The 21695-nt window shown below is 67.8% G+C and carries 19 protein-coding genes; 13 read left to right on the top strand and 6 right to left on the bottom strand.

The features are described 5' to 3' along the window. The first annotated feature begins 3 nt into the window (after nucleotides 1-3). The 4 genes from VGC47_08120 to VGC47_08105 all read left to right on the top strand — a co-directional run bounded on the left by VGC47_08120 (nucleotide 4) and on the right by VGC47_08105 (nucleotide 5334). On the top strand, nucleotides 4-876 hold the full coding sequence (locus VGC47_08120) for a DUF3048 domain-containing protein (GenBank protein ID HEX9855263.1): 873 nt from the start codon (nucleotides 4-6) through the stop codon (nucleotides 874-876). Next, nucleotides 876-2255, top strand: coding sequence for an amidase (locus tag VGC47_08115; GenBank protein ID HEX9855262.1), 1380 nt, complete (start codon nucleotides 876-878; stop codon nucleotides 2253-2255). Before VGC47_08120 ends, VGC47_08115 begins: the two co-directional genes overlap by 1 nt. A gap of 185 nt (nucleotides 2256-2440) precedes the next feature. After that, nucleotides 2441-4327, top strand: coding sequence for a 2-oxoacid:acceptor oxidoreductase subunit alpha (locus VGC47_08110; protein ID HEX9855261.1), 1887 nt, complete (start codon nucleotides 2441-2443; stop codon nucleotides 4325-4327). Continuing rightward, a complete protein-coding gene (locus VGC47_08105; protein ID HEX9855260.1) occupies nucleotides 4324-5334 on the top strand; it encodes a 2-oxoacid:ferredoxin oxidoreductase subunit beta in 1011 nt (336 codons plus the stop codon). Before VGC47_08110 ends, VGC47_08105 begins: the two co-directional genes overlap by 4 nt. Nucleotides 5335-5370: 36 nt before the next feature. Here the strand turns inward: VGC47_08105 and typA are convergent, their stop codons facing one another. Then, nucleotides 5371-7191 carry a translational GTPase TypA gene (gene typA, locus VGC47_08100; protein ID HEX9855259.1) on the bottom strand — a complete coding sequence of 607 codons (1821 nt, stop codon included), beginning with the start codon at nucleotides 7189-7191 and terminating at the stop codon, nucleotides 5371-5373. Nucleotides 7192-7235: 44 nt separating this feature from the next. Between typA and pdxH the strand changes: the two genes are divergently transcribed. The 3 genes from pdxH to VGC47_08085 are packed head-to-tail and all read left to right on the top strand — an operon-like array spanning nucleotide 7236 to nucleotide 8893. Beyond that, nucleotides 7236-7865, top strand: coding sequence for a pyridoxamine 5'-phosphate oxidase (pdxH, locus tag VGC47_08095; protein ID HEX9855258.1), 630 nt, complete (start codon nucleotides 7236-7238; stop codon nucleotides 7863-7865). Then, on the top strand, nucleotides 7862-8380 hold the full coding sequence (locus VGC47_08090) for a DUF402 domain-containing protein (GenBank protein ID HEX9855257.1): 519 nt from the start codon (nucleotides 7862-7864) through the stop codon (nucleotides 8378-8380). The genes pdxH and VGC47_08090 overlap by 4 nt, the downstream gene beginning before the upstream one ends. Nucleotides 8381-8410: 30 nt before the next feature. Beyond that, nucleotides 8411-8893, top strand: coding sequence for an ester cyclase (locus tag VGC47_08085; protein ID HEX9855256.1), 483 nt, complete (start codon nucleotides 8411-8413; stop codon nucleotides 8891-8893). Here VGC47_08085 and VGC47_08080 read toward each other — a convergent pair. Further along, nucleotides 8879-9667 (bottom strand): SDR family oxidoreductase, encoded by a 789-nt coding sequence (locus VGC47_08080; protein ID HEX9855255.1) that lies wholly within the window; start codon nucleotides 9665-9667, stop codon nucleotides 8879-8881. The genes VGC47_08085 and VGC47_08080 overlap by 15 nt on opposite strands. 203 nt (nucleotides 9668-9870) lie before the next feature. Here VGC47_08080 and VGC47_08075 point away from each other — a divergent pair, with 203 nt between their 5' ends. The 5 genes from VGC47_08075 to VGC47_08055 all read left to right on the top strand — a co-directional run bounded on the left by VGC47_08075 (nucleotide 9871) and on the right by VGC47_08055 (nucleotide 14679). Beyond that, entirely contained in the window at nucleotides 9871-11226 is a 1356-nt protein-coding gene (locus tag VGC47_08075; protein HEX9855254.1) for an amino acid ABC transporter substrate-binding protein, read from the top strand. A gap of 75 nt (nucleotides 11227-11301) precedes the next feature. Beyond that, nucleotides 11302-12039 carry an ABC transporter ATP-binding protein gene (locus tag VGC47_08070; protein HEX9855253.1) on the top strand — a complete coding sequence of 246 codons (738 nt, stop codon included), beginning with the start codon at nucleotides 11302-11304 and terminating at the stop codon, nucleotides 12037-12039. Beyond that, nucleotides 12039-12773, top strand: a complete 735-nt coding sequence (locus VGC47_08065; GenBank protein ID HEX9855252.1) for an ABC transporter ATP-binding protein — start codon at nucleotides 12039-12041, stop codon at nucleotides 12771-12773. The genes VGC47_08070 and VGC47_08065 overlap by 1 nt, the downstream gene beginning before the upstream one ends. Then, complete coding sequence (locus VGC47_08060) at nucleotides 12770-13645, top strand: branched-chain amino acid ABC transporter permease (GenBank protein HEX9855251.1); 876 nt, start codon at nucleotides 12770-12772, stop codon at nucleotides 13643-13645. Before VGC47_08065 ends, VGC47_08060 begins: the two co-directional genes overlap by 4 nt. Continuing rightward, a complete protein-coding gene (locus tag VGC47_08055; protein HEX9855250.1) occupies nucleotides 13645-14679 on the top strand; it encodes a branched-chain amino acid ABC transporter permease in 1035 nt (344 codons plus the stop codon). The genes VGC47_08060 and VGC47_08055 overlap by 1 nt, the downstream gene beginning before the upstream one ends. 51 nt (nucleotides 14680-14730) lie before the next feature. Here the strand turns inward: VGC47_08055 and VGC47_08050 are convergent, their stop codons facing one another. The 4 genes from VGC47_08050 to VGC47_08035 form a co-directional block, all read right to left on the bottom strand. Next, entirely contained in the window at nucleotides 14731-17781 is a 3051-nt protein-coding gene (locus VGC47_08050; GenBank protein ID HEX9855249.1) for an FG-GAP-like repeat-containing protein, read from the bottom strand. A gap of 92 nt (nucleotides 17782-17873) precedes the next feature. Beyond that, a complete protein-coding gene (locus VGC47_08045) occupies nucleotides 17874-18737 on the bottom strand; it encodes a glycosyltransferase (protein HEX9855248.1) in 864 nt (287 codons plus the stop codon). Then, nucleotides 18734-19726, bottom strand: a complete 993-nt coding sequence (locus VGC47_08040; protein HEX9855247.1) for a glycosyltransferase family 2 protein — start codon at nucleotides 19724-19726, stop codon at nucleotides 18734-18736. The genes VGC47_08045 and VGC47_08040 overlap by 4 nt, the downstream gene beginning before the upstream one ends. Nucleotides 19727-19845: 119 nt before the next feature. Further along, nucleotides 19846-21123: a sugar transferase gene (locus VGC47_08035; protein HEX9855246.1), complete on the bottom strand. Its 1278-nt coding sequence runs from the start codon at nucleotides 21121-21123 to the stop codon at nucleotides 19846-19848. Nucleotides 21124-21238: 115 nt separating this feature from the next. Here VGC47_08035 and VGC47_08030 point away from each other — a divergent pair, with 115 nt between their 5' ends. Further along, a complete protein-coding gene (locus tag VGC47_08030) occupies nucleotides 21239-21676 on the top strand; it encodes an SRPBCC family protein (protein ID HEX9855245.1) in 438 nt (145 codons plus the stop codon). Nucleotides 21677-21695: the final 19 nt, after the last annotated feature.

Genomic DNA, 21695 nt, shown 5'->3' with positions numbered 1-21695 from the left:
GGGATGCCGGTGTACGACGTCGACTCGCTCGAGCAGCGGGTCGTCGCCGTCAAGATCGACAACCATTGGAACGCACGGCCGCAGAGCGGGCTGGTGAACGCCCAAGCCGTCTACGAGCTGCTCGTCGAGGGCGGGCTCACGCGTTTCATCGGGTTGTTCCATCAGACCTCGCCTACGTACGTCGGCCCGATCCGCTCGGGCAGGCCGACAGACCCCACGCTCTTGAAGTTCATCGGTGCTCCGGCGCAAGTGTCCGGGATGCAGGACTGGGTCGCCAGCCGGTTCGTGTCGGCAGGCGTCCACATCATCGGGGACGATCAGGTGTCGACGTTCCGCATCGGCGGCAGGCGCGCCCCGCACAACCTCTACGGCAATGTCGAGACCATGCGGGAGACCGCCGACAGGCGCGGCTGGGAGGACACGCCGCCGGCACCGATCTTCGACTTCGGGGAGCCGTCGACGAGCGACGAGATGGCAAGCGAGATCCTCCTCGACTGGTCGGACCGGCCGGTGGTCCGCTGGGAGTGGAACGGGTTCCGATATTTCCGCTTCAACGATGACAGCCGCCACATGACGGTCACCGAGGACGGCAGCGCTTCTCAGATCAACGCCGACGTCATCGTCGTGCTGGAAGCGAACCGGTACACGGCGAGCCCGGCTGGCAGCGGGACGCCCGTGCCCGCCCTCGAAACGCTCGGCTCGGGCGCCGCCCTCTTGTTCCACGACGGCATCGTGGTCGAAGGCACGTGGGCGAGAGAGACCATCGAGGAGCGCTTCGAGCTGACGCTTCCCTCGGGCGACCCGATGGTGCTGCCGGCCGGCCGGCTCTGGATCAACGTCTTCCCGCAGCAGCAATCGGTCACCTGGTCTCAGTGATGGACGCAGGGGACACCGTCACTGCGGTCGCCCGCGACGACTCGCCGGCGAGCGGCCTCATCCAGCGTGCTCTCGACCGTATCGCCGCCGTCGAGGTGACGTTGAATGCGTACACCCACCTCGACCCGGAGCGCTCGATGGCGGCGGCGAGGAGCGTCGACGAGCGCGTCGACGCAGGCGAGCCGCTCCCTCTGGCGGGCGTCGCCGTGGGTGTGAAGGACCTCATCGACCACGCCGGCTGGCCCAACACACTGGGAGCCTCCTTCCCTCCCAAGACCCCCACGATCACGGCGCCGTGCATCCGGGCGCTGGAGCAGGCGGGTGCGGTGGTCGCAGGGAGAACCGGCTTGCATGAGTTCGCCTTCGGTTTCTCCAGCGAGAACCACTGGCACGGCCCGGTCCACAATCCGTGGGATCCTTCGCTGTCGCCGGGAGGCTCGTCCGGCGGGTCCGCGGCAGCGGTAGCGGCCGGGACGGTACCGATCGCGCTCGGTACCGACACCGGAGGCTCCGTCCGGGTCCCGGCTGCGCTGTGCGGCATCGTCGGCCTCAAGGTCACCCACGGCCGCGGATCGATCCGCGGGGTGTTCCCGCTCGTGGCGTCGATCGACACGGTCGGACCCCTGGCGAGGACGGTGGCTGATGCCGCCGCGGCGTACGAGGTCATCGCCGAGCACGATCCGGCGGACGTGTGGTCCGTCCCGGTCGACGTCGATCGGTCCGAGGGAGCGGCCGACATCGGATCGCTCACGGTCGGCATCCCACACCCGTTGGTCGACCAGCCGGTGACGGATCCCGTCGCTACAGGGTTCGAATGGGCGATCGAGCGACTCGCCGAGCGGGGGGCGACGGTCGTGCACCTCGACGAGCCGGCACTCGAAGTGCCCGGCAAGCTGCTCGACGCCATGTACTTCGAGGCGGCCGAGGTGCACCGGGAGCGGTTCTCGCAAGCGCCCGATCGATACGGGCCGGAGGTGCGGGAGCGGCTGGAGATCGCCATGAGCCACACCGGAGCCCGCTACGTGGCGGGCCTGGCCTGGCGAGCCCGAATCGCCAACGCCTTCAGGCGTGCCCTGGCACGCTGCGACGTGTTGGTGACGCCGACGGTCGCCGCACTCCGCAAGCCCATCGGGGTGCCCGAGATCGACGTGGCAGGCTCGACCGTGCCGTACCGCGGCCCGCTCTCCGCATTCACCTCCGTCATCAACCACGCCGGATTGCCCGCCATCGCCCTGCCGCTCGATCGCGACGGCGCCCCGCCGCCGAGCATCCAGGTCGTCGGGCCTGCCTGGTCGGAGGCGAGGTTGCTCGACATCGGGCTCGGCCTCGAGCAGGCCGGTGTCGTCAAGGCGCGCAAACCGCCGGTGTGGGCCGAATGAGACTTTCGGGACTTTCAGCCCATGGCAGAGAAGAAGAGCATTGTGCATAGTCAAGGGTCGGAGCCCAATAGACTGCGGAGCAGAGCTGGGCTGTGGCCGGGAAACGATTTCGCCGCAGGGCAGGTCGTACTTAGCAAGCAGATCGAGGAGGCCGCCGAGGCGCGGTCGTGATCAGGAGTAGGACGGTGGCAGACAACACCCTGGCCCCGCCGCGGCCAGAACAGCGTGAGAAGCGAGACCACATCGTCATCCGGTTCGCCGGTGACTCTGGCGATGGGATGCAGCTGACCGGCACACGATTCGCCGAGGCGAGTGCGCTCTTCGGGAACGACCTGGCGACGCTTCCGAACTTCCCGGCCGAGATCCGGGCACCTGCCGGCACCCTGCCCGGTGTCTCGTCGTTTCAGGTGCACATCGCCGACTGGGACATCCTCACGCCCGGTGACGAGCCTGAGGTGCTGGTCGCCATGAACCCGGCTGCGCTGCGTGCCAACCTCGGAGACTTGAAGCCGGGGGGCCTCATCCTCGCCAACACCGACGCCTTCGTCGAGCGCAACCTGGCCAAGGCCGGATACGGAGCGAACCCGCTCGAGGACGGATCGCTCGACGGGTACCACCTCTTGACTGCTCCGATGGAGGAGCTGACCAAGACGGCGGTCGAGACGACCGGCGTCAAGGGGCGGGAGACACTCCGGTCCAAGAACTTCTTCGCCCTCGGTCTCATCTGCTGGATGTTCAACCGTCCCACGGAACCGGTCATCGACTGGGTGAACTCGAGGTTCGCCGACAGCCCGGTAGGCGCCGCCAACATCGCCGCCTTCAGAGCGGGATACAACTTCGGCATCACGACCGAGGAGTTCCACCACACGTACGAGGTCGCCCCCGCCGCCCTTCCGGCCGGCGAGTACACCAACGTGACGGGGAACCAGGCGTTGGCATGGGGCCTGATCGCCGGTGCTCAGGCGGCCAAGCTGCCGCTCTTCTACGGCTCGTATCCGATCACTCCTGCCTCGACGATCCTCGAGGAGCTGGCCCGTCACAAGAACTTCGGCGTGCGCACGTTCCAGGCAGAGGACGAGATCGCCGCCGTCGGTGTCGCCCTCGGCGCGTCGTTCGCGGGCCACCTCGGCGCGACCGGGACGTCCGGACCGGGCGTAGCCCTGAAGAGCGAGACGATCAGCCTCGCCTTCCAGGTCGAGCTCCCGCTCATCGTCGTCGACGTGCAGCGAGCGGGACCTTCCACCGGGATGCCGACGAAGACCGAGCAATCCGACCTGATGGTCGCCCTGTACGGGCGGCACGGTGAGGCACCGCTGCCGGTCGTCTCCGCCCGCTCTCCGGCCGATGCGTTCGACACCGCCATCGAGGCTTGCCGGATCGCCGTCAAGTACATGACTCCGGTGATCCTGATGTCCGACGGGTACATCGCCAACAGCTCTGAGCCGTGGCGGCTGCCCGACGTCGACGCCATCCCCGACTTCGCGGCCTTGTTCGCCACGGTGGAGTCTGCCCCGAAGGGGGAGGACGGCAAGTTCCTGCCGTATTCCCGCGACGGCCAGACCATGGCGCGTTCTTGGGCGATCCCAGGGACGGCGGGCCTCGAGCACCGCATCGGCGGCCTCGAGCACGCCGACCTCACCGGCAACGTCTCGTACAGCCCAGAGAACCACGAGCGGATGACCGAGCTGCGCGAGGAGAAGTTGCGCCGCATCGCGGCGGACATCGATCTCGCGGTCGCCGAAGGCGACGAGTCCGGCCTGGCGGCGGTGTCGTGGGGCTCGACGTACTCGGCGGTCAGGGCCGCCGTGAACAACGTCCGCAAGACCGGCGCCAAGGTGGGACACATCCACCTGAGGCACCTGTCCCCGTTCCCTCCGAACCTCGGAGAGTTGCTGAACCGATACGACTCGGTTCTCGTCCCCGAGCTGAACCGCGGCCAGCTCTCCAAGGTGCTCCGCAGCGAGTACCTCGTGCCGACGATCACGCTGGGGAAGATCCAGGGACTTCCGTTCAAGACGGCAGAGGTGGCGGCGAGGATCATCGAGATCGTGGAAGCGAAGGGCGCAGCATGACGGCGACGAAGTACGAGAGAAGCGACTTCCAAACGGATCAGGAGGTCCGGTGGTGTCCCGGCTGCGGGGACTACACGATCCTCGCTTCGGTGCAGAACTTCCTGGCAGGCCTGGGGGTCGACAGGGAGAAGCACGTCTTCGTCTCCGGCATCGGGTGCGCCGCCCGCTTCCCGTACTACATGGAGACGTACGGGATGCACTCGATCCATGGGCGCGCACCCGCGATCGCAAGCGGCGTGGCGACCGCCAACCCCGAGCTCACCGTGTGGGTCGTGACCGGCGACGGCGATGCGTTGTCGATCGGCGGCAACCACCTGATCCATGCGATGCGGCGCAACGTCAACATCAAGGTGCTCCTCTTCAACAACCAGATATACGGCCTGACCAAGGGTCAGTACTCGCCGACGAGCGAGGTCGGCAAGCGCACCAAGACGAGCCCGATGGGCTCGATCGAGCGTCCATTCAACCCGATCAGCCTTGCGATCGGCGCCGAGGCGACGTTCGTGGCCAGGTCCGTCGACATGGATCGGCCCCACACCACCGAGATGCTGCAGGCGGCGTACGACCATCCGGGCGCGGCATTCGTCGAGATCTACCAGAACTGCAACGTGTTCAACGACAAGGCGTTCATCGAGCTCACCGGGCGCCCGGAGCGTGACATCAACCGGATCAACCTCGAGGCGGGCAAGCCGATCGTGTTCGGCCCGGACAACGAGCGTGGCGTGGTCCTGGCCGCGGAGGGAGCGAGGATCGTCAACGTCGCCGACGTCGGGATCGGTGCGATCCACGTCCACAACCCGACCGTCGAGGACCCGAGCTCCGCCTTCGCACTCAGCAGGCTGTCACACGGACCGCACGGACCGACCCCGGTCGGGATCTTCCGCGACGTGGAGCGGGACACATACAGCTCGTCGATGCAGCAGCAGCTCATCGATGCCCAGGCGAAGCGCGGCCCAGGGGACCTCGGCTCTCTCATCCGCTCGGCAGGCACCTGGACTGTGAACTAGACGGAGTGGCGGCAGGGCTATCGACCGCCCGCCGGGTCACCCTTTCCTGGCGAGACGGCGCTCTTGCTCGGTGAGCCGGCGCTTTCGCACCCGCACGGCATCCGGGGTCACCTCGACGAGCTCGTCTTCCTCGATCCACTCGATGGCCGTCTCGAGCGTCAAGCGACGCGGCGGTTTGAGCTTGATCGCATCGTCCGAGCCGACGGCTCTCACGTTGGTGAGCTGCTTGCCTTTCGTCGGGTTCGCCTGCATCTCGCCTGGGCGGGAGTTCTCGCCGATCACCATGCCCTCGTAGACCGGGTCTCCGGGCCCCACGAAGAGCTCGCCCCGCTTCTGCAGGTTGTCGAGGGCGAAACCGGTGGCGGTGCCCGCCCTATCGGCGACCATGGCGCCTCCACCGCGCCCTGGGATCTCACCCGCCCATGGCATCCAACCGTCATGGTGCTGGTGAATCAGGGCGGTGCCTCGCGTGGCCGTCATGAGCTGCGACCGGAGCCCGATGAGCCCCCTCGCCGGTCCGACCGCCGTGACGATCGTCCTGTTGCGATCGCCCGGGTACATGCCGGCGACGCTTCCTCTTCGCGCGGCGACTGCCTGCGTCACCGAGCCGACGAACTCGTCCGGGACGTCGATGAGCGCTCGCTCTCGCGGCTCGTGGCGGGTGCCGTCGACGTCGCGGACGACGACCTCGGGCCTGCTCACCTGCAATTCGAAGCCCTCTCGGCGCATCGACTCGATGAGCACGGCGAGCTGCAGCTCACCTCGACCGGCGACTTCGATCACGTCTGGGCTGGCCGTCTCCTCGATGCGGATCGACACGTTGCCGAGCACCTCGCGGTCGAGCCGCCCTCTGATCTGACGTGACGTGAGCAGGTGGCCCGACCTGCCGGCCATCGGAGACGTGCTGACGCCGAACGTCATCCGCAACACCGGCTCGTCGACCTCGAGGCGAGGGAGCGGCCTTGGATCGTCCGGCTCGGCGAGCGTGTCGCCGATCTCGACCTCCGGGAATCCGGCGACGACGAACAGGTCGCCGGCGGCGCGCTCCGCCACGTCGACGCGGTCCAACCCAGAGAACCCGAGCAGCGATACGAGCCGTTTCCTGATGACGGAACCGTCGGCGCGGACGAGCCCTACCTGGCGCCCTGCGCGGAGTGTGCCGTTGTGGACGCGCCCGATGGCGAGACGTCCGAGGTAGTCGGAGGCGTCGAGGTTGGTGACGATCGCCTGCAGCGGAGCGTCCGGGTCGCCCGCAGGCGCCGGAATCGTCTCGATGATGGCGTCGAGGATGGCCGAGAGGTCGGCCGTCTCGGGGGGAATCCCCAAGCCCCGCATGGCACGCCCGAACCTGGCGATCGACGAGACGATCGGGAAGTCGATGTGGTGGTCGGCGGCGTCCAGGTCGAAGAAGAGCTCATAGACCTCGTCGGCGACCTCGTCGAGCCTGGCGTCCTGCCGGTCGACCTTGTTGATGACGACCACGGCAGGAAGGCCGCGGGCGAGCGCCTTGGACAGAACGTATCGGGTCTGCGGCATCGGTCCCTCGGCGGCGTCGATGAGCAGGAGCACCCCGTCGACCATGGCGAGTGCCCGCTCGACCTCGCCCCCGAAGTCGGCGTGACCAGGGGTGTCGACGAGATTGATGCGCACGCCGCCCCACTCGATCGAGGCGGCCTTCGCCAGGATCGTGATGCCTCGCTCCCGCTCCTGGTCGCCCGAATCCATGACGCGCTCCGTCAGCACCTCGTGAGCGGCGAAGACGCCGGTGGCGCGCAGCATGGCGTCGACGAGGGTCGTCTTGCCGTGGTCGACGTGCGCGATCAGCGCCACATTGCGGACAGAGGAGGATCCCGGCATGGGATCGCAAGGCTACTCGCCTCCCGGACGGCCAGAATGCGCTGGTGAACCTCGAAGACCTCCACGACGACTACGACACGCCGGGCCTGGAGGCGAGCGAGCTCGGTGCCGACCCCGTCGCCGCCGCCGCCGGATGGCTGCAGGAGGCGATCGACGCCGCCGTGCCGCAAGCCAACGCGATGAGCCTTGCCACGGCCGATGCCACCGGCAAGCCGTCCGTTCGTACGGTGCTCCTCAAGGAGGTCGACACCGGCTTCGTGTTCTACTCGAACTACCGTTCGCGCAAGGGCGACGAGCTCGAGCAGAACCCGCACGCCGCCGGGTCGCTCACGTGGGTCACCATCCACCGGCAGGTGCGTTTCGCGGGTCCTGTGGAGCGGGTCGACGACGCCATGTCGGACGCCTACTGGGCAACCAGGCCCCGCGGTGCCCAGATCGCGGCGGCCGCCTCGGATCAGAGCAGAGGATTGTCGTCGCGGGCCGAGTTGGAGCGGCGCGTCGCCGACCTCGAGGCCCGCCACCCCGGTGCCGTGCCTCGCCCTGCGGATTGGGGGGGATACCGGATCGTCCCGCGGCGCATCGAGTTCTGGCAGGGCCGCCGCAACCGACTCCACGACCGCATCGAATACCGGCGCGACGGCGGCATCTGGTCGGCAAGGCGGCTGGCGCCGTGATCCTCGGCGACGGCGAGGTTCACGTCGACTTTCGCAAGTGGCCCGACACGATCCACTGGCAGTTCAGGATGCGCCGGCTCGGCGAAGACGAGCACGGCATCTGGCTGTGGGCGCCGGCCGGGACGGTGGCAAGGCGCGCACAAGAGCCTCCGAAGCGCTTCGGGTACCTGACCGTCAAGGTGGTCCCACGGGACCGATGGTGGACCGCCATCTTCAACGACGGGGCATCGCATCGGGTGTACGTCGATATCATCACCCCGGCCGAGTGGAGCGGGGACACCGTGACGATGATCGACCTCGACCTCGATGTGGTCTGCACGCAACGAGGCGACGTGTTCGTCGAGGACGAGGACGAGTTCCTCGAGCACCAGGTGACGCTCGGATACCCGGATGACGTGGTGGCGAGGGCTCGGACGACTGCCGCCCAGGTCGCCCAAGCCCTCGAGGGCGGCCACGAGCCGTTCGCCGGGCTCGCCGACGCCTGGCTCGAGGCGGCGCGATCGCTCGACGGGTGATGGACCAGCGCGGCGTATCCTCGGCCTCCGATGATCGACCACTCGCATGTCTCGATGTTCGGCGACACCTCGTGCAGCTGCACCGAGCAGGAGGCGGCGAACCTCGACCTCGTCACCAGGTACAGGGCCGCCAGGGTGTCGGAGCGGGCGCCGTTCCTGTCCCGTGACTTCGTGCGACACCGGGCAGGCTTCAGCCACATCGGCGAGCTGTTCGGCATGGAGGGGTCGGCAGGCTTCGACGATGCCTCGATGGAGGACAGGGAGAACATCCTGCTCGAGCTGACCGCCAAGGACGACAAGGTCTGGGGGGTGTTCCGCATCGTCGGCACACACACCGGGACGATCTACGGGATCCCCGCCACCGGGAAACGGGTCGACGTCGTCGAGGCGGCGCTGTGGCGCTTGGAGGGCGAGAGGATCGCCGAGGCGTGGTACTTCGGCGACGAGCTCGGCATGCTCCGCCAACTCGGCGTCGCCCCTCCGCTGGGGACGAGCGCCTCAGAACAGCCCTGACGTACCCCCGCCGTCGACGGCGACAGAAACGCCCTGGATGTGACGCGCTTCGGGCGTGCAGAGGAAGGCGACGAGCCCGGCGACGTCCTCGGGGCGCCCCAGCCTGCGCACGCCTTGACGTTGGGTCGTCTGGTCCAAGAACTCGTCGCGGGTCACGCCCGCCGCTTCGGCCCGCTTGGTGAGGAGCATCTCGAACCGCTCCGTCATCGTCTGCCCCGGGTGGACTGCGTTGACGTTCACATCGTCGCGCAGCCCCTGGCCGGCCAGGGCTTTCGTGAAGTTGGCGAGGGCCGCGTTGACCGCTCCCCCGACGAGGATGTCGGGTGCCGGCGTCCTGGCGAGCCCGCCGACGACGTTCACGACGGTGCCGTGGGAAGCGGCCAGGTCGGGCCAGAAGAGGCGACAGACTCGCACCGTGCCGAAGAACTTGAGAGCGAAGCCGTCCTCCCACGTGTCGTCGTCGACGTCGAGGAGACCTCCCGGCTTGGTCGCCCCGGCACAGTTCACGAGCACGTCGACGCGGTCGAACGCCGATGTGGCGGCGTCGTGGAGGGCTGCACACCCCTCTGCCGTCCGCAGGTCGACCGGCACGACCGCGACGCGGCGCCCGGAGTGCGCCCTGATCTCGGACGCCGCCATTTCCAGGTCGACGGCAGAACGAGCGGCCAGCACGCAGTCGGCACCCTCGTCAGCCAAGCGCCCGGCGATGGCCCGCCCGATCCCCTTGCTGGCTCCGGTGACGACGGCCACCTTGCCTTCCAGCGTTCCACTCATGGCTCACTCCCTGCGAATCCCTGCGACACGGCCGGCACGGCCCGTACCGTACTCGCGCCGCCCGGCCGGATCAGCGAATTGGCCGGGCGGCGGGGCGCCGGGATCGTTACACTCGGCGGTGGTCGCCACAATCGATTGCAGCAGCACGAGGGTGGTGGTGCCACCGATTGGGCGAGAAGCCACAGAACACAAGGAGCCGATCCATGAGAAGAGCGATCATCTGGCTCGCAGCGTTCACCATGATCGTTGCCGCGTGCGGGGGAGGCGATGGCGACACCACGACGACTGCCGGTGGAACGGAAGCGCCGAGCACGACCGCCGATGCGGGTGGTGAGCCGAGCGGCGACCCCCTCGTCATCGGCACGTCATTGCCGTTGACTGGTGAGTTCTCCGTCCCAGCCATCAAGCACCGCGACGGATTCCAACTGTGCGTCGATCTGATCAACGAGCGCGGCGGCCTTCTCGGCCGACCGGTCGAGCTCCTCGTCGAGGACAGCAGGTCGGACACGCAGACTGCGGTCACGCAGTACGAGCGCTTCATCAGCACGGGCAACGTCGACGTCCTCTTCGGCACGTTCTCGAGCGCGCTCACTTTCCCGACATCGACCGTGGCGGAGCAGAACGGATGGGTCTATCCGGTGCCCTCAGGCGGTGCCGGTCGCATATGGGAGCGCGGCTTCGAGAACCTCTTCTATTTCCAGCAGGGAACTGCGGAGATCATCGGAGCAACCCCGATCCGTGCTCTCGAGTACTACCGGGACCAGGGGCTGATCCCTGAGGACGAGTTCCCGACAACTGCCGCCGTCATCAATGCGGACGACTTCTTCGCCATCGCCATCTCGGCAGGGCTGGTCGGCGACCTGGTCCCGATCCCGGACACGGACGTCGTGCTCGACCTCTCCCCCGGGTGGTTGGCCGAGGCCGGCATCGAAGCCGTCGTCGAGCAGGCATGGCCGGTTGGCGAGTTCAACGACTGGATCAACCTGGCGAACACGATCCAGGCGGCCGACGCCGACATCGTCTTCGTCGGGACCGCCTCGGTCGAGGAAGCCGTCTCGGTGGTCGACGCCTTCAATACGATCGGCTACCAGCCGAAGCTGCTCTACATGTCGCAGGGCGCACAATCCGAGTTCCGCGACACCGTCGGCGATTCCGCCAACGGCATCATCATCCACACCTCGTGGACGACGGACGTGAACTTCGACAGCCTGCTCGCAGGCGAGCCATACGGCAACGCCGACTTCATCGCCGACTTCACGGCGGTGCACGGCCGGGCCCCGGACGAGGACGAGGCGATCCCGTTCGCGGTGTGCCAAGGCATGGAGCAGGCCATCATCGCAACGGGAGGGACGGATCAGGACGCGCTTCGTGAGTTCTTCCAGACCCGCACTGCAGACGATCCCGTCAAGACGGTGCTCGGCGAGTTCAACTGGGACGAGAAGGGGCTGCCGATCGATCGGGCACACGTCCTCACCCAGTGGCAGGACGGAGAGCTGAAGACCGTGTTCCCGGCCATCGAAGGCTCCGTGGACATGATCTATCCCAAGCCTGAGTTCTGAGCCGATCGAGGGGGCCGGGTGGATGCCCGGCCCCCTCTCGTATCGTGCCGGGCGACAACGGAGGCAACGCGACAGGTGACAGCCCTACTCGAGGCACGTGAGCTGAGCAAGGCTTACGGCGGACTGCAGGCTCTCTCCCGGTGCTCCTTCGAGGTGCAGCTGGGCACCATCACATCGCTGATCGGACCGAATGGGGCGGGCAAGACCACAGCCTTCGATCTCATCAACGGGATCGTTGCCGCCGACGGCGGCTCGGTCACGTTCGACGGCGAAGACGTGACAGGGATGCTTCCTCACCAACTCACCAGGAAGGGCATGAGCCGCACGTTCCAGATCACCCGCGACCTCGGGGAGATGACGGCTCTCGAGAACATGGTCGTGAGCTCTCCCGCCTCGGGAATTCGCAGCCTGCTCGGCAATCGGATCCTCGCGCGGGAACGGGACAGGGCGATGGAGTTGCTCGAGTTCGTCGGTATCACGGCCCTGGCGCACACCAGCGCCAAGAAGCTGTCGTACGGACAGAAGAAGCTCCTCGAGTTTGCCTCCGTTCTCATGTCGGAGCCGAAGCTGATCCTCCTGGACGAGCCGGCCGGTGGCGTCAACCCTGCGCTCCTGGAGCGGATCATCGATCGGATACGCGACCTCAACAGGCGCGGCATGAGCTTCCTCGTCGTGGAGCACAACATGAACGTGGTGATGCAGCTCAGCGACTGGGTCATCGTCATGGCACACGGTGAGGTGCTCGCCCAAGGCACCCCGGAGGTGATCCAGAGCGACGACATCGTCCTCGACGCCTACCTGGGGAGGACCTGATGCTCGAAGTCGTCGAGGCGACGGCGGGGTACGGGCACGGACCCGACATCCTCAACGACATCTCGCTGACCGTGGAGCTCGGTAGGCGCTACTGCATCATCGGGCCCAATGGCGCCGGCAAGTCGACGCTGCTCAGGTTGATCTGCGGCATCATCGCGCCGCGCTCGGGAGATGTGCGGTTCGAGGGCCGTTCTGTGGGTGGGCTCCGACCCGACCAGCTCCTCGAGGTCGGCATCAGCTACGTCCCCCAGGAGCGCACCGTGTTCCCGTCGATGTCGGTCAAGGAGAACCTGGTCATGGGGGGGTTCACCATCAAGGACAAGGGCCTCGTCAACGAGCGCCTGGCGACGGTGTACCGGTTGTTCCCCGTGCTCGGGGAGCGCCATGGTCAGCTGGCCGGCACCCTCTCCGGCGGCGAGCAGCAGATGGTGACCCTCGGCAGAGCGCTCATGGTCCAACCGAAGGTCATGATGATCGACGAGCCGAGCCTCGGCCTGGCGCCTCTCATGGCCGATCAGATCTTCGACACGATCAGGGAACTGTCCGATCTCGGCATCACCGTGATCCTCGTCGAACAGAACGCCTACCGGGGCTTGCAGGCCTCGGATTGGGGCGTCGTGCTCGATCTGGGCACGAAGCGGTTCGAGGGCCCTGCCGAGAGCATCCTCGACGACCCGCGGATCCGAGAGCTGTACCTGGGCAGCCAGATAGCCGGGAAGGAGGGGTCGGCTTGAGTGACTTCCTCCAAGTCCTGGTGCTCGGGCTGTTGCTCGGTGGCGTCTACGCGCTCATGGCTTCGGGGCTCACCCTGCTCTTCGGGGTCATGCGGATCGTCAACCTGGCGCACGCCGCCTTCATCATCGGTGCGGCCTACATCGCCTTCTTCGCGTTCGACAAGGCCGGCATCGATCCGCTCCTGTCGATCGCCATCACCATGCCCGTCATGTTCGCCATCGGGGTCGGCGTCTACCTCGCCCTGTTCCCGAGGATCGAGGGGAGCCCGCGTTTTGGCGAGATGACGGTCCTGATGACGTTCGGCCTCGCCCTGATCATCGAGGGCCTTCTCACCTTCTTCTTCACCGGGATCTTCCGCTCGACGAGACCCGGCTACGCAACCCAATCTGTGTTCATCGGAGACCTGTTCATCCCGAAGGGTCAGCTGTTGGCCCTCGTCGTCAGCGTGGTGCTGTTGCTCGTGCTCTGGGCGTATCTCACGTTCAGCAGGATCGGCACGGCTGTGCGGGCCACCATGCAGAACCGCAGCGCCGCCCAGATCGTCGGGGTGAACGTCCGACGCATCTCGGCGCTCTCGTTCGGACTCGGGATGGCGCTGGCCGGCGCCTCGGGATCCATGCTCAGCTACCTGTTCCCGTTCTTCCCGTCGCGACACTGGCAGTGGGTGGCGTTGCTCCTCTCGCTGATCGTGCTCGGCGGGCTGGGCAGCCTGAAGGGTGCAGTCATCGGCGCGGTGATCCTCTCTGTGGCGGCCGCCTTCGTGACCGACCAGTTCGGGCCGACCTGGTCACCGATCACGTTCTACCTGGCCCTGTTCCTCATCATCATGGTCCGACCACAGGGCCTCTTCGGGAAGGCGGTGCGCATCTGATGGCACGAACGGGGATCACGCAGCGGATCGGTTTCGACTCCGTGGAGCCGGACACGACCAAACGACTGCGGCCAGACGCCGCCAGGAGACGGTTCCTGCTCGTCGTGGTCATCGCCGTGCTGGCACTGCCCCTGGCCCGACCGATCATCGGATCGTACAACTACGTGCTCCAGTTGGGCCTCATCACGCTGATGTGGATCGCCATCACGTCGAGCTGGAACATCATCGGCGGATTTGCCGGTTACATCTCGCTCGGCCACAACGTGTTCTTCGGGATCGGTGGCTACGCATCCGGCATGGCACTCGCATACTGGAAGTGGAATCCGTTCATGACGGCCGTGATAGCTGGGATCATCGCGGTGCTCGTCGGATTGGTCTTCGGGTTGATCACGCTCCGAGCCCGAGGACCGGCGTTCATCATCTCGACGATCGCCCTGCTGCTCCTCGTCGGCCTGTGGTTCGACAACTGGGAGACCGCCGGCGGCGGGAGCGGTCTCAGCCTGCCGCTCCCACAGCTGTCGGTCCAGTGGCTCAAGGTCCCCTTCTACTACGCGATGGCCATCCTGGCCATCGGATCCGTGTACCTGTCCTACCGAGTCGCCCATTCGAAGTTCGGGCTCGGGTTGCGAGCGCTCTCCCAGGACGAGACGAAGGCTGAGGTCGCCGGGATCAACACCAGGTGGTACAAGGTGATCGCCTTCGCCATGAGCGGTCTCTTCATCGGGATGGCGGGTGCCATCTTTGCGTACTCCCTGTCGTATCTGCGGCCCACGACCTTCTTCGAGATCGGGCTGGCAGCGCAGATGGTGCTCATGGCCATCATCGGCGGGAGAGGCACAGTCGCCGGTCCCGTGATCGGCGCCGTCCTCATCAATGCGATCAACGAATTCTCGGTGGTGCAGTTCGGGGCGACGGCCCTCAACATCGCCGTGACGGGCGGCATCCTCCTGGTTGCCCTGCTGTTCTTCCCGCTCGGCATCGTCGGTTCGCTCCGCGAGGCAGGCAGGTTGCCCGCAGTCCTCGACTGGGACTGACACCGGGCGTCATCTGCCGCGTCGTTGGGACGCAGTGACCGGCGGCATGCCCTACATCAGCCTCCCGAGGCCGTCGCCTCTCTCGGCCGTGCCCTCGACGCCCGGCGTGTCCTGATGCCACAGCTGGTTGCCCGACGACGTCAACCCGGCGGCGCTTCCGTAGACGATCGCAACCGCCCCTGCGTTCTTGACGCCGACGTCCTCCCCGGGCACACCGACGATGAGCTCGGCGAACCCGTCCCCATCGAGGTCGCCGGTGGCGACGAACCGACCGAACCGGTCCTTCGGCTCGGCGGTGTTGCGCAGGTTGGTGCCCTGGGCCCAGAGATCGGAGCCGGGAGCCGCCGGCCCTCCGGTGGTGCCCATCAGCACATTGACCGCACCGGCGTCCGACGTCGAACCGATGTCCTCCTTCGGGACCCCGATGGCGAGGTCCGAGAAGCCGTCATCGTCGAAGTCGCCGGCGGCCACCGCCGCCCCAAACCGGTCGCCCGGCTCCGGAGACCCTTCGACACCACCGCTGCCCTGCGAGTGGAGTCGGCTGCCGGCAGTGACGATCCCGCTCTTGGCGCCGAGGAACAAGGCGACCCGTCCGGTACCGTCGAGGTCGCCCGGGGCACCGACGGCCACGTCTGCGTGCCCGTCCCCGTCGAAGTCGGCTGCGGCAACCGCCGATCCGAAGTTCGACCGAGCCGCCGGATCGCCGGCCACTCCGGCGGTCGCCCGATCGATCCTTTGATCACCGGCGGGCGACAGGCCCCTCTTCGTGCCGTAGACGACGTGGAATGCGCCCGCGTTGCGTGCGCCGAGCCTGTCCTCGCCCGGCACGCCGGCAACGAGGTCGTCGCGGCCGTCGCGGTCGATGTCGCCCGACGCCAGCGCCGCGCCGAACCGGTCGCCACTCTGGGGTTTGCCCTTGACGCCGTCGGTCGCCTGGCTCCAGACCTCGGACGTGCGGAGCCGCAGCCCGTTGCGCCCACCGTAGATGACCTCGACCGAGCCGACGCGCCGGCCTCCGATCTTGTCCCGCGGTATCCCGATCGCCAGATCGCGGTAACCGTCGCCGTCGAAGTCGCCTGCCGCCAGCGACGATCCGAAGGCCTCGTTGCGCCTCGGCTTCCCGTTCACGCCGGCGATGCCCTGGTGGATCATGACGCTCCCGGTGGCGGTCAGCCCGCCGGCCGAGCCGTAGAGCACGTTGACGACTCCCCCTCCCGCTATGGAACCGACGCCGTCTCCCGGGGCGCCGAAGGCGAGATCGCCGTAGCCGTCCCCGTTGAAGTCGCCCCCTGCGATGGCGGCGCCGAAGCGGTCACCGCGCTCGGATGGCCCCTCGACGCCCGGCGAGTCCTGGTACCACAGCTCGTCCGTGGCGGTGCTCGGTCCCGACCCTCCCCCGTACATGAGGTTCACGACGCCACCGTTGACGATGTCCCCCAAGTCCTCCCCCGGTGCCCCGACCGCCAGGTCGACGTAGCGATCGCCGTCGACGTCGCCCGCCAGGGCGGCTCCGAATGCGGCGCACGTGCTGTCCGGTGTCTTGAACCAGAACGTGCTCGCCGCCGCCTGGTCGGCTCCGACGTGGACCGTGACCCTCCCGCTCGAGGTCATCGACAGCAGGTCCGACCGGCCGTCACCGTCGTAGTCGCCGATGCCATACGCGCCGGAGGGATCGGCGGGAGCACCGGTCGTCCTCGTCACGGCCGATCCCGAATAGCCGCCGTCGTCCGTGACTATCCGGAGCCGCACATCTGCCCCGGCTTGGATGGCGTAGAGGTCGGGACGACCGTCGAGGTCGTGGTCACCGAGGTCGAAGTGCCACGCCGCCCCGCGGGTGTCGCCGAGCCCCGTCGTGGTGTCGACGAGGCGCTTCGTGTACCCGGACTTGCCGGACCACACCTCGATCCTCGTCTGTCCCGACCGGCCGATCACGTAGAGGTCGACCTTCCCGTCACGGTCGTAGTCGCCGGCCAAGTACACCGCGTTGGCCCGCAGCGGCAGATCGTTCGAGATCACCTTCTGTGTATCGTATCCCTTGGCGTACCGGAAGACGGAGGCTCGGACGGTCGATCCGCTCGTCTTGAACACCCATATGTCGGGGCGGCTGTCGCCGTCGAAGTCGGCCACGAGCCGCTTCGTCCCGACGTCGGCTCCGTGGGCGTAGAGGCGTGACGTGGCGCAGTACCTGAAGCTGCCGCTCGATCTCGCATACTCGAGGAGCAGGCTGCCGTCCCCGTAGTCACGCAAGCGGACGAGGTCGGGTGCACCGTCGCGATTGACGTCTGCGAACGTGTGCAATGCGCCTGCGGCAGTCGAGGCCCAGGCTCCCTGCCCGTCGAAGGCCTCGTCCGTGTAGCCACCGGCTGTCGTGTTCGGGGCGTACGGGCCCGGGATGGCACCGTACCCCTTCGTGGCGGCCGGCCCCTTCCACGAGAAATGCATGGCGTCCTTCGTCTGGCTCCAGTCGCCTCCCCAGCAGAACCCGGCGTCCCGCCACGCCTGCACGTACCAGTCGGGCATGTCGGTGACCAGGACGCCGTCCGACCTGTAAGGATTGGTGTCCCAGTTGATGTCGATGGTGGTCCCGAACGAGTGGGTCGACATTCGGTAGCTGCCCCCGATGCGCCTCCACACCCACGTTGCTGCGATGCGTGCCGTGTAGTTGCGGCCCCGGGCTGCCTCTGCTGCGAGGTTGGAGGCCACCCGCTGGAAGGCAGGCAGCGCTCGTTGGTGGACCCTGACCGTGATGCCGCCGCTCATCGGAACGGTCCAGTCGACCATCGACCCGGCGACGTCCGAGTAGTCCCTGCCGAAGAATGCGCCCCATGGCCCGCGAACCTCGTGGCCGGGCGGGAGGGACCGGTTCGAAGAGGAGTTCGTGGTCGACGCCGGAGTGATGACACCGGCCGGGTCGTCGCACGCCCCCGACTCGTTGAAGAACGGCGACGTGAGGGAGGCGACTTCGGCGCCGTGGTCGTGGCCCTCCTCATCGCCGGCGCCGTGTCCGTCCGTCGGCGGTGGCTCGTCTTGCGCGCCGGCAGGTGCCACGCCGAAGGCGACGAGCAATGCGATCACGGCAACGGTTCGGGTCCCGATACTCATCCTCCCCTGAGTCTTCGGCGCCTGGCGCCCCGCGCCTGAGCGCGGCAGCCACTCAACCACAGTCCGTGGATTACGTCGGCGGGACGTGAGGCTCAGATGATCGGTGGTCGACCGAGCATCGTCATGCGCCACACGGTGCGCCACCGCATCGGAACCCGGGCGCCCGGGTCGGCCCGTAGCCCCTCGCCGATGCCCCTCCACACGTCTCGGGCGGCCGCCGGCGACCCCGAACGCAGGGTGGAGATCACGCTCCAAACCGCCACGTAGATCGCTGCAACCACCCATGGGAGCCGCCGCCTCGCCAGCCACACGCGGTTGCGGCTCGACCTCCTGTGGTATTCGTCGTGCCGTTGCGGCCGTTGGGCGGGGTGGAGGACCTCGAGATCGGCCCGGTACTCGATGCGCCAGCCGGCGTCGAGAGCGCGCCACGCCAAGTCCGTCTCCTCGTGTGAGTAGAAGAACTCGTCCGGGAACCCGCCGACATCCTCGAAGACCTTCCGGCGGACGGCGCTCGCACCTCCGAGGAACGTCGTGACGTCCGAGCTTCGATCGGGATCGGACCGACCGAGACGGGGGATGTGCCTGCGCTCGGTGCGACCCGTCGCCGGGTCGCGCAGCCGCAGGGACACGATTCCGAGGTCCGGGGCTGCCGCGAAGGCGGCGACGACCGCAGACGCCAGACCCTCGTCGGCGTAGCAGGCATCGTCGTCGAGGAAGAAGACGATGTCGCCCGTCGTGTGGCGAACCCCGGCGTTGCGCCCTGCCGGGATCCCCGCGTTGTCGGCGAGTCTCAGCACACCCGCTCCGGACGGCGCCGGCACGTCGGCGCCGTTGGCGACCACGAGGACCTCCGGCTCGACGTCTGCCTGCCGCCCGATCGACTCGACCGCGGCGGCCAGCTCCCTCGGCCTGTCCCCCATGCTGAGGACGACCCACGACGCCGAGGGAGTGCTCACGGTTCCAGCCGGGCGATCGCCGGCTCGCCTTCCGTGCGCCGGCCTGTCAGGAAGCCGAAGCCCCACGCCAGGTGCATCGTCGGCAGGACCACCGGCAACAGCAGGCCGGCCGGATCGGCCCGTCTCACCGTCTCGAGGAGCGCCGACGCCGCCAGGGCTGCCAGGTACAGCCCCGGCACCACCAGCGAGAGCGGGCGGGCCGGTGTCAGCGCCAGACCAGCCGAGGCGGCCAGCCCAACGACGAGCCCGGGAGCCGCCAGTTGGCGCCATCGCAGGGAATCGGGGTGGCGGCGGAGGACCTCGCGCTTCCACGTCCCGTACTGGCGGTACTGGCTCGCCAGGGCAGCCAGTGAGCGTCGTGGCGAGTACTCGACCGCCAGATCGGGATGGAAGTAGACCACGCCGCCCGAGGCGCGGATCCTGTGGTTCAGCTCGTAGTCCTGATTGCGCACCAAGGTCGTGTCGAAGAGCCCGACCTTCGCCAAGGTGCTCCTCCTGAAGACGCCGAGGTATACGGTGTCCGTCGGTCCCGGCGCCCCGCCGATGTGGAACTTGGCGTCACCGACGCCGAGCGGAGTGCTCATGGCGAGGGCGATGGCTCTGTGCATCGTCGACGTCCCTCTCGCCAACTGGATGCCGCCGACGTTGTCGGCCCCGGTGCCCTCGAGGAGCTCGACTGCCCGCCTCACATAGCCGGACGGGAGCACCGAGTGGGCATCGCATCGAACGATGACCTCCCCTGACGAGGCGATGATGGCCGTGTTGAGGGCGGCAGGCGTCGAGCCGGCCGGATTGTCCACCCATTTGAGACGGCGATCGCTCGACAGCTCGCCGAGCAGCGTGCGGGTGCCGTCCGTGCTCATGCCGTCCGCCACGACGACCTCGAGCCTCCCGGGGTACTCCTGCTCGAGTGCGCTCGCCACGGCAAGGCCGACCGCGTCTCGCTCGTTGCGGACGGGGATGACGATTGACACGTCCGGCCACTCCATCGGACGAGAGGCTAGAGGCCGGGGGCGGTGATCCGGGATCTCTCCCCCGTTCCGGCGTCCCGGCGTCGCACCCATGCGACGGGGGTACGCAGGAACGGCCTTCGGTCCCGCTCGGGCCGCTATTGCGCCCCGAAGCCGGAGAGCACCGTCCACACGCTCTTGCCGAGGATCTGCAGGTCGAGCCACGGCGACATCAACTTCACGTAGTAGAGGTCGTACGTCAGCTTCTCGACCGTGTCGGCCTGGTCGTCGGCATATCCGTAGTTGACCTGAGCCCAGCCGGTCACGCCCGGGCGGATGAGATGCCGGTAGCGGTAGAAGGGAATGCCGGCGGCGAACTGCTCGACGAAAGCGGGCTGCTCCGGGCGGGGGCCGACGAGGCTCAGGTCGCCCTTGAGGACGTTGAACAGCTGCGGCAGCTCGTCGAGCCGGATCTTGCGGAGGAGGCGGCCGGCACGGGTCAGCCTGGAGTCGCCGACGACCGTGAATTGCGGCCCGTCGGCGTCGGCGTCCTCGACCATCGTGCGGAACTTGTACAGCGTGAACGTCTCTCCCCCGCGGCCGACCCGCTCCTGCCGGAAGATCGCCGGGCCCTTCGAGTCGACTCGAACGAGAAGCCAGATGAGGCCGCACAGGAAGAGCCACAGGGGGGAGGTGACGAGCACGAACGTGACGTCCAGCACCCGCTTGACCGGGGCGTAGCTGTTCCGCGAGACCGGAGCCGTCAGCTCCCAACCCTCGGCGAGGTGGACGATCGGAAGCCGCCCGGTGTGCTCCTCGTACACGTTGCCGAGTGCCCGCACCGGAAATCCCGCCAGGTTCCATGACGAGACGTAGCGCGCCATCTCCTCCGAGAGAACGGGACGCAGGTCGAGCGTCAGGGTCACGCCCGGCGGCGGGTGCTCGGTCGGAGGATCTCCGGACGGGTCGTAGACGGCCATCACGTCTGCGTGTTGCGTGCTGCGCATGTCGTCGACGAGGCCTTTCTCCGAGGAGATGAGGATCATCCGCTCGGTCCACGGCTTGCGTCGGCGCAGCGCCCTGTGCGCCAGCGCCCCGACGAGGAACACGCCCATCGTCTCGAAGAGGAAGGGCCTCGACCAATAGACCCGGAAGAGGACGAGACCGACTGCGACGGTGGCAACCGCGGTGGTCGTGATCGCCACGGCGCGGCCATAGGAGGGACGAGGCACTCCGAGGACCGAGGCCCGGGCACTCAGGTACGAGCCGAGCACGACCCCGCCGGCGGTGAGGCCGATCAGGGGCCAAATGGAGGCACCCGGCCGCGCTCCCCACGGGAGTGGCGTGTCGAAGGTGACCAGCGAGGCGGCGACCATGCCAGATGCCAGGACGACCAGATCACTCGCCAGCACAGAAAGAAGGAATCTCCTGCGCATGAGCAAGCGGAAGCATACCCGCACGCCGCAGGAAAGAGACTGCACGGCGGCGCCGCCGGGCTGGCGCCTGGTGAGAGAGAAGGCATCGGACCGGGGCGACTACGCTCCCGGGCCGATGCCTTCAGCTTCGTTCAGCCACGCGGCGTCCGTGAGCGCCTCCGTCGAGGTGGTGTGGGCGACCCTCCAGGAAGCCGAGACGTGGGAGCTCATCGGGCCGCTGCAGAACGTGTGGGACGCCGAGCACGATGCGCACGGACGTCTCTTGAGGTATCGGTGGAGCGCCGTCGTCGGTCCGACGACGTATCGGGGGACGAGCGTGGTCACCGAGTCGCAGCGGCCGACCGTGATGGCCCTCGCCCTCGACTCGAGCGAGGTGGCCGGCGTGCTCACCACCAGACTCGCCATGGCCGATCGCAACACCAGCCTCGACGTGTCGCTCGCCATCACGTCGAAGGGTCCGCTCGCCTCGCTGTTCTTCCCGGTGGTGGCGGCCGCCATCGGCAACGGCCTGCCCCAACAGGTCGACGCCTTCGCGGCGTCGTTCGAGCAATGAGGGCCCCGGCCGGCGGTGA

The sequence above is a fragment of the Acidimicrobiia bacterium genome (genome assembly GCA_036396535.1).
In the GTDB taxonomy this organism is placed as follows: domain Bacteria; phylum Actinomycetota; class Acidimicrobiia; order Spongiisociales; family UBA5794; genus DASWKR01.
Note: the sequence above shows the minus strand (reverse complement) of the source record. Positions and strands in the feature narration are given on the sequence as shown.

Bases quoted from the DNA above. Each gene is read 5' to 3' on its own strand.
- VGC47_08120 (HEX9855263.1), top strand. From the start codon at position 4: ATGCCGGTGTACGACGTCGACTCGCTCGAGCAGCGGGTCGTCGCCGTC.
- VGC47_08115 (HEX9855262.1), top strand. From the start codon at position 876: ATGGACGCAGGGGACACCGTCACTGCGGTCGCCCGCGACGACTCGCCG.
- VGC47_08105 (HEX9855260.1), top strand. From the start codon at position 4,324: ATGACGGCGACGAAGTACGAGAGAAGCGACTTCCAAACGGATCAGGAG.
- typA (HEX9855259.1), bottom strand. From the start codon at position 7,191: ATGCCGGGATCCTCCTCTGTCCGCAATGTGGCGCTGATCGCGCACGTC.
- VGC47_08085 (HEX9855256.1), top strand. From the start codon at position 8,411: ATGATCGACCACTCGCATGTCTCGATGTTCGGCGACACCTCGTGCAGC.
- VGC47_08080 (HEX9855255.1), bottom strand. From the start codon at position 9,667: ATGAGTGGAACGCTGGAAGGCAAGGTGGCCGTCGTCACCGGAGCCAGC.
- VGC47_08075 (HEX9855254.1), top strand. From the start codon at position 9,871: ATGAGAAGAGCGATCATCTGGCTCGCAGCGTTCACCATGATCGTTGCC.
- VGC47_08065 (HEX9855252.1), top strand. From the start codon at position 12,039: ATGCTCGAAGTCGTCGAGGCGACGGCGGGGTACGGGCACGGACCCGAC.
- VGC47_08055 (HEX9855250.1), top strand. From the start codon at position 13,645: ATGGCACGAACGGGGATCACGCAGCGGATCGGTTTCGACTCCGTGGAG.
- VGC47_08050 (HEX9855249.1), bottom strand. From the start codon at position 17,781: ATGAGTATCGGGACCCGAACCGTTGCCGTGATCGCATTGCTCGTCGCC.
- VGC47_08040 (HEX9855247.1), bottom strand. From the start codon at position 19,726: ATGGAGTGGCCGGACGTGTCAATCGTCATCCCCGTCCGCAACGAGCGA.
- VGC47_08035 (HEX9855246.1), bottom strand. From the start codon at position 21,123: ATGCGCAGGAGATTCCTTCTTTCTGTGCTGGCGAGTGATCTGGTCGTC.
- VGC47_08030 (HEX9855245.1), top strand. From the start codon at position 21,239: ATGCCTTCAGCTTCGTTCAGCCACGCGGCGTCCGTGAGCGCCTCCGTC.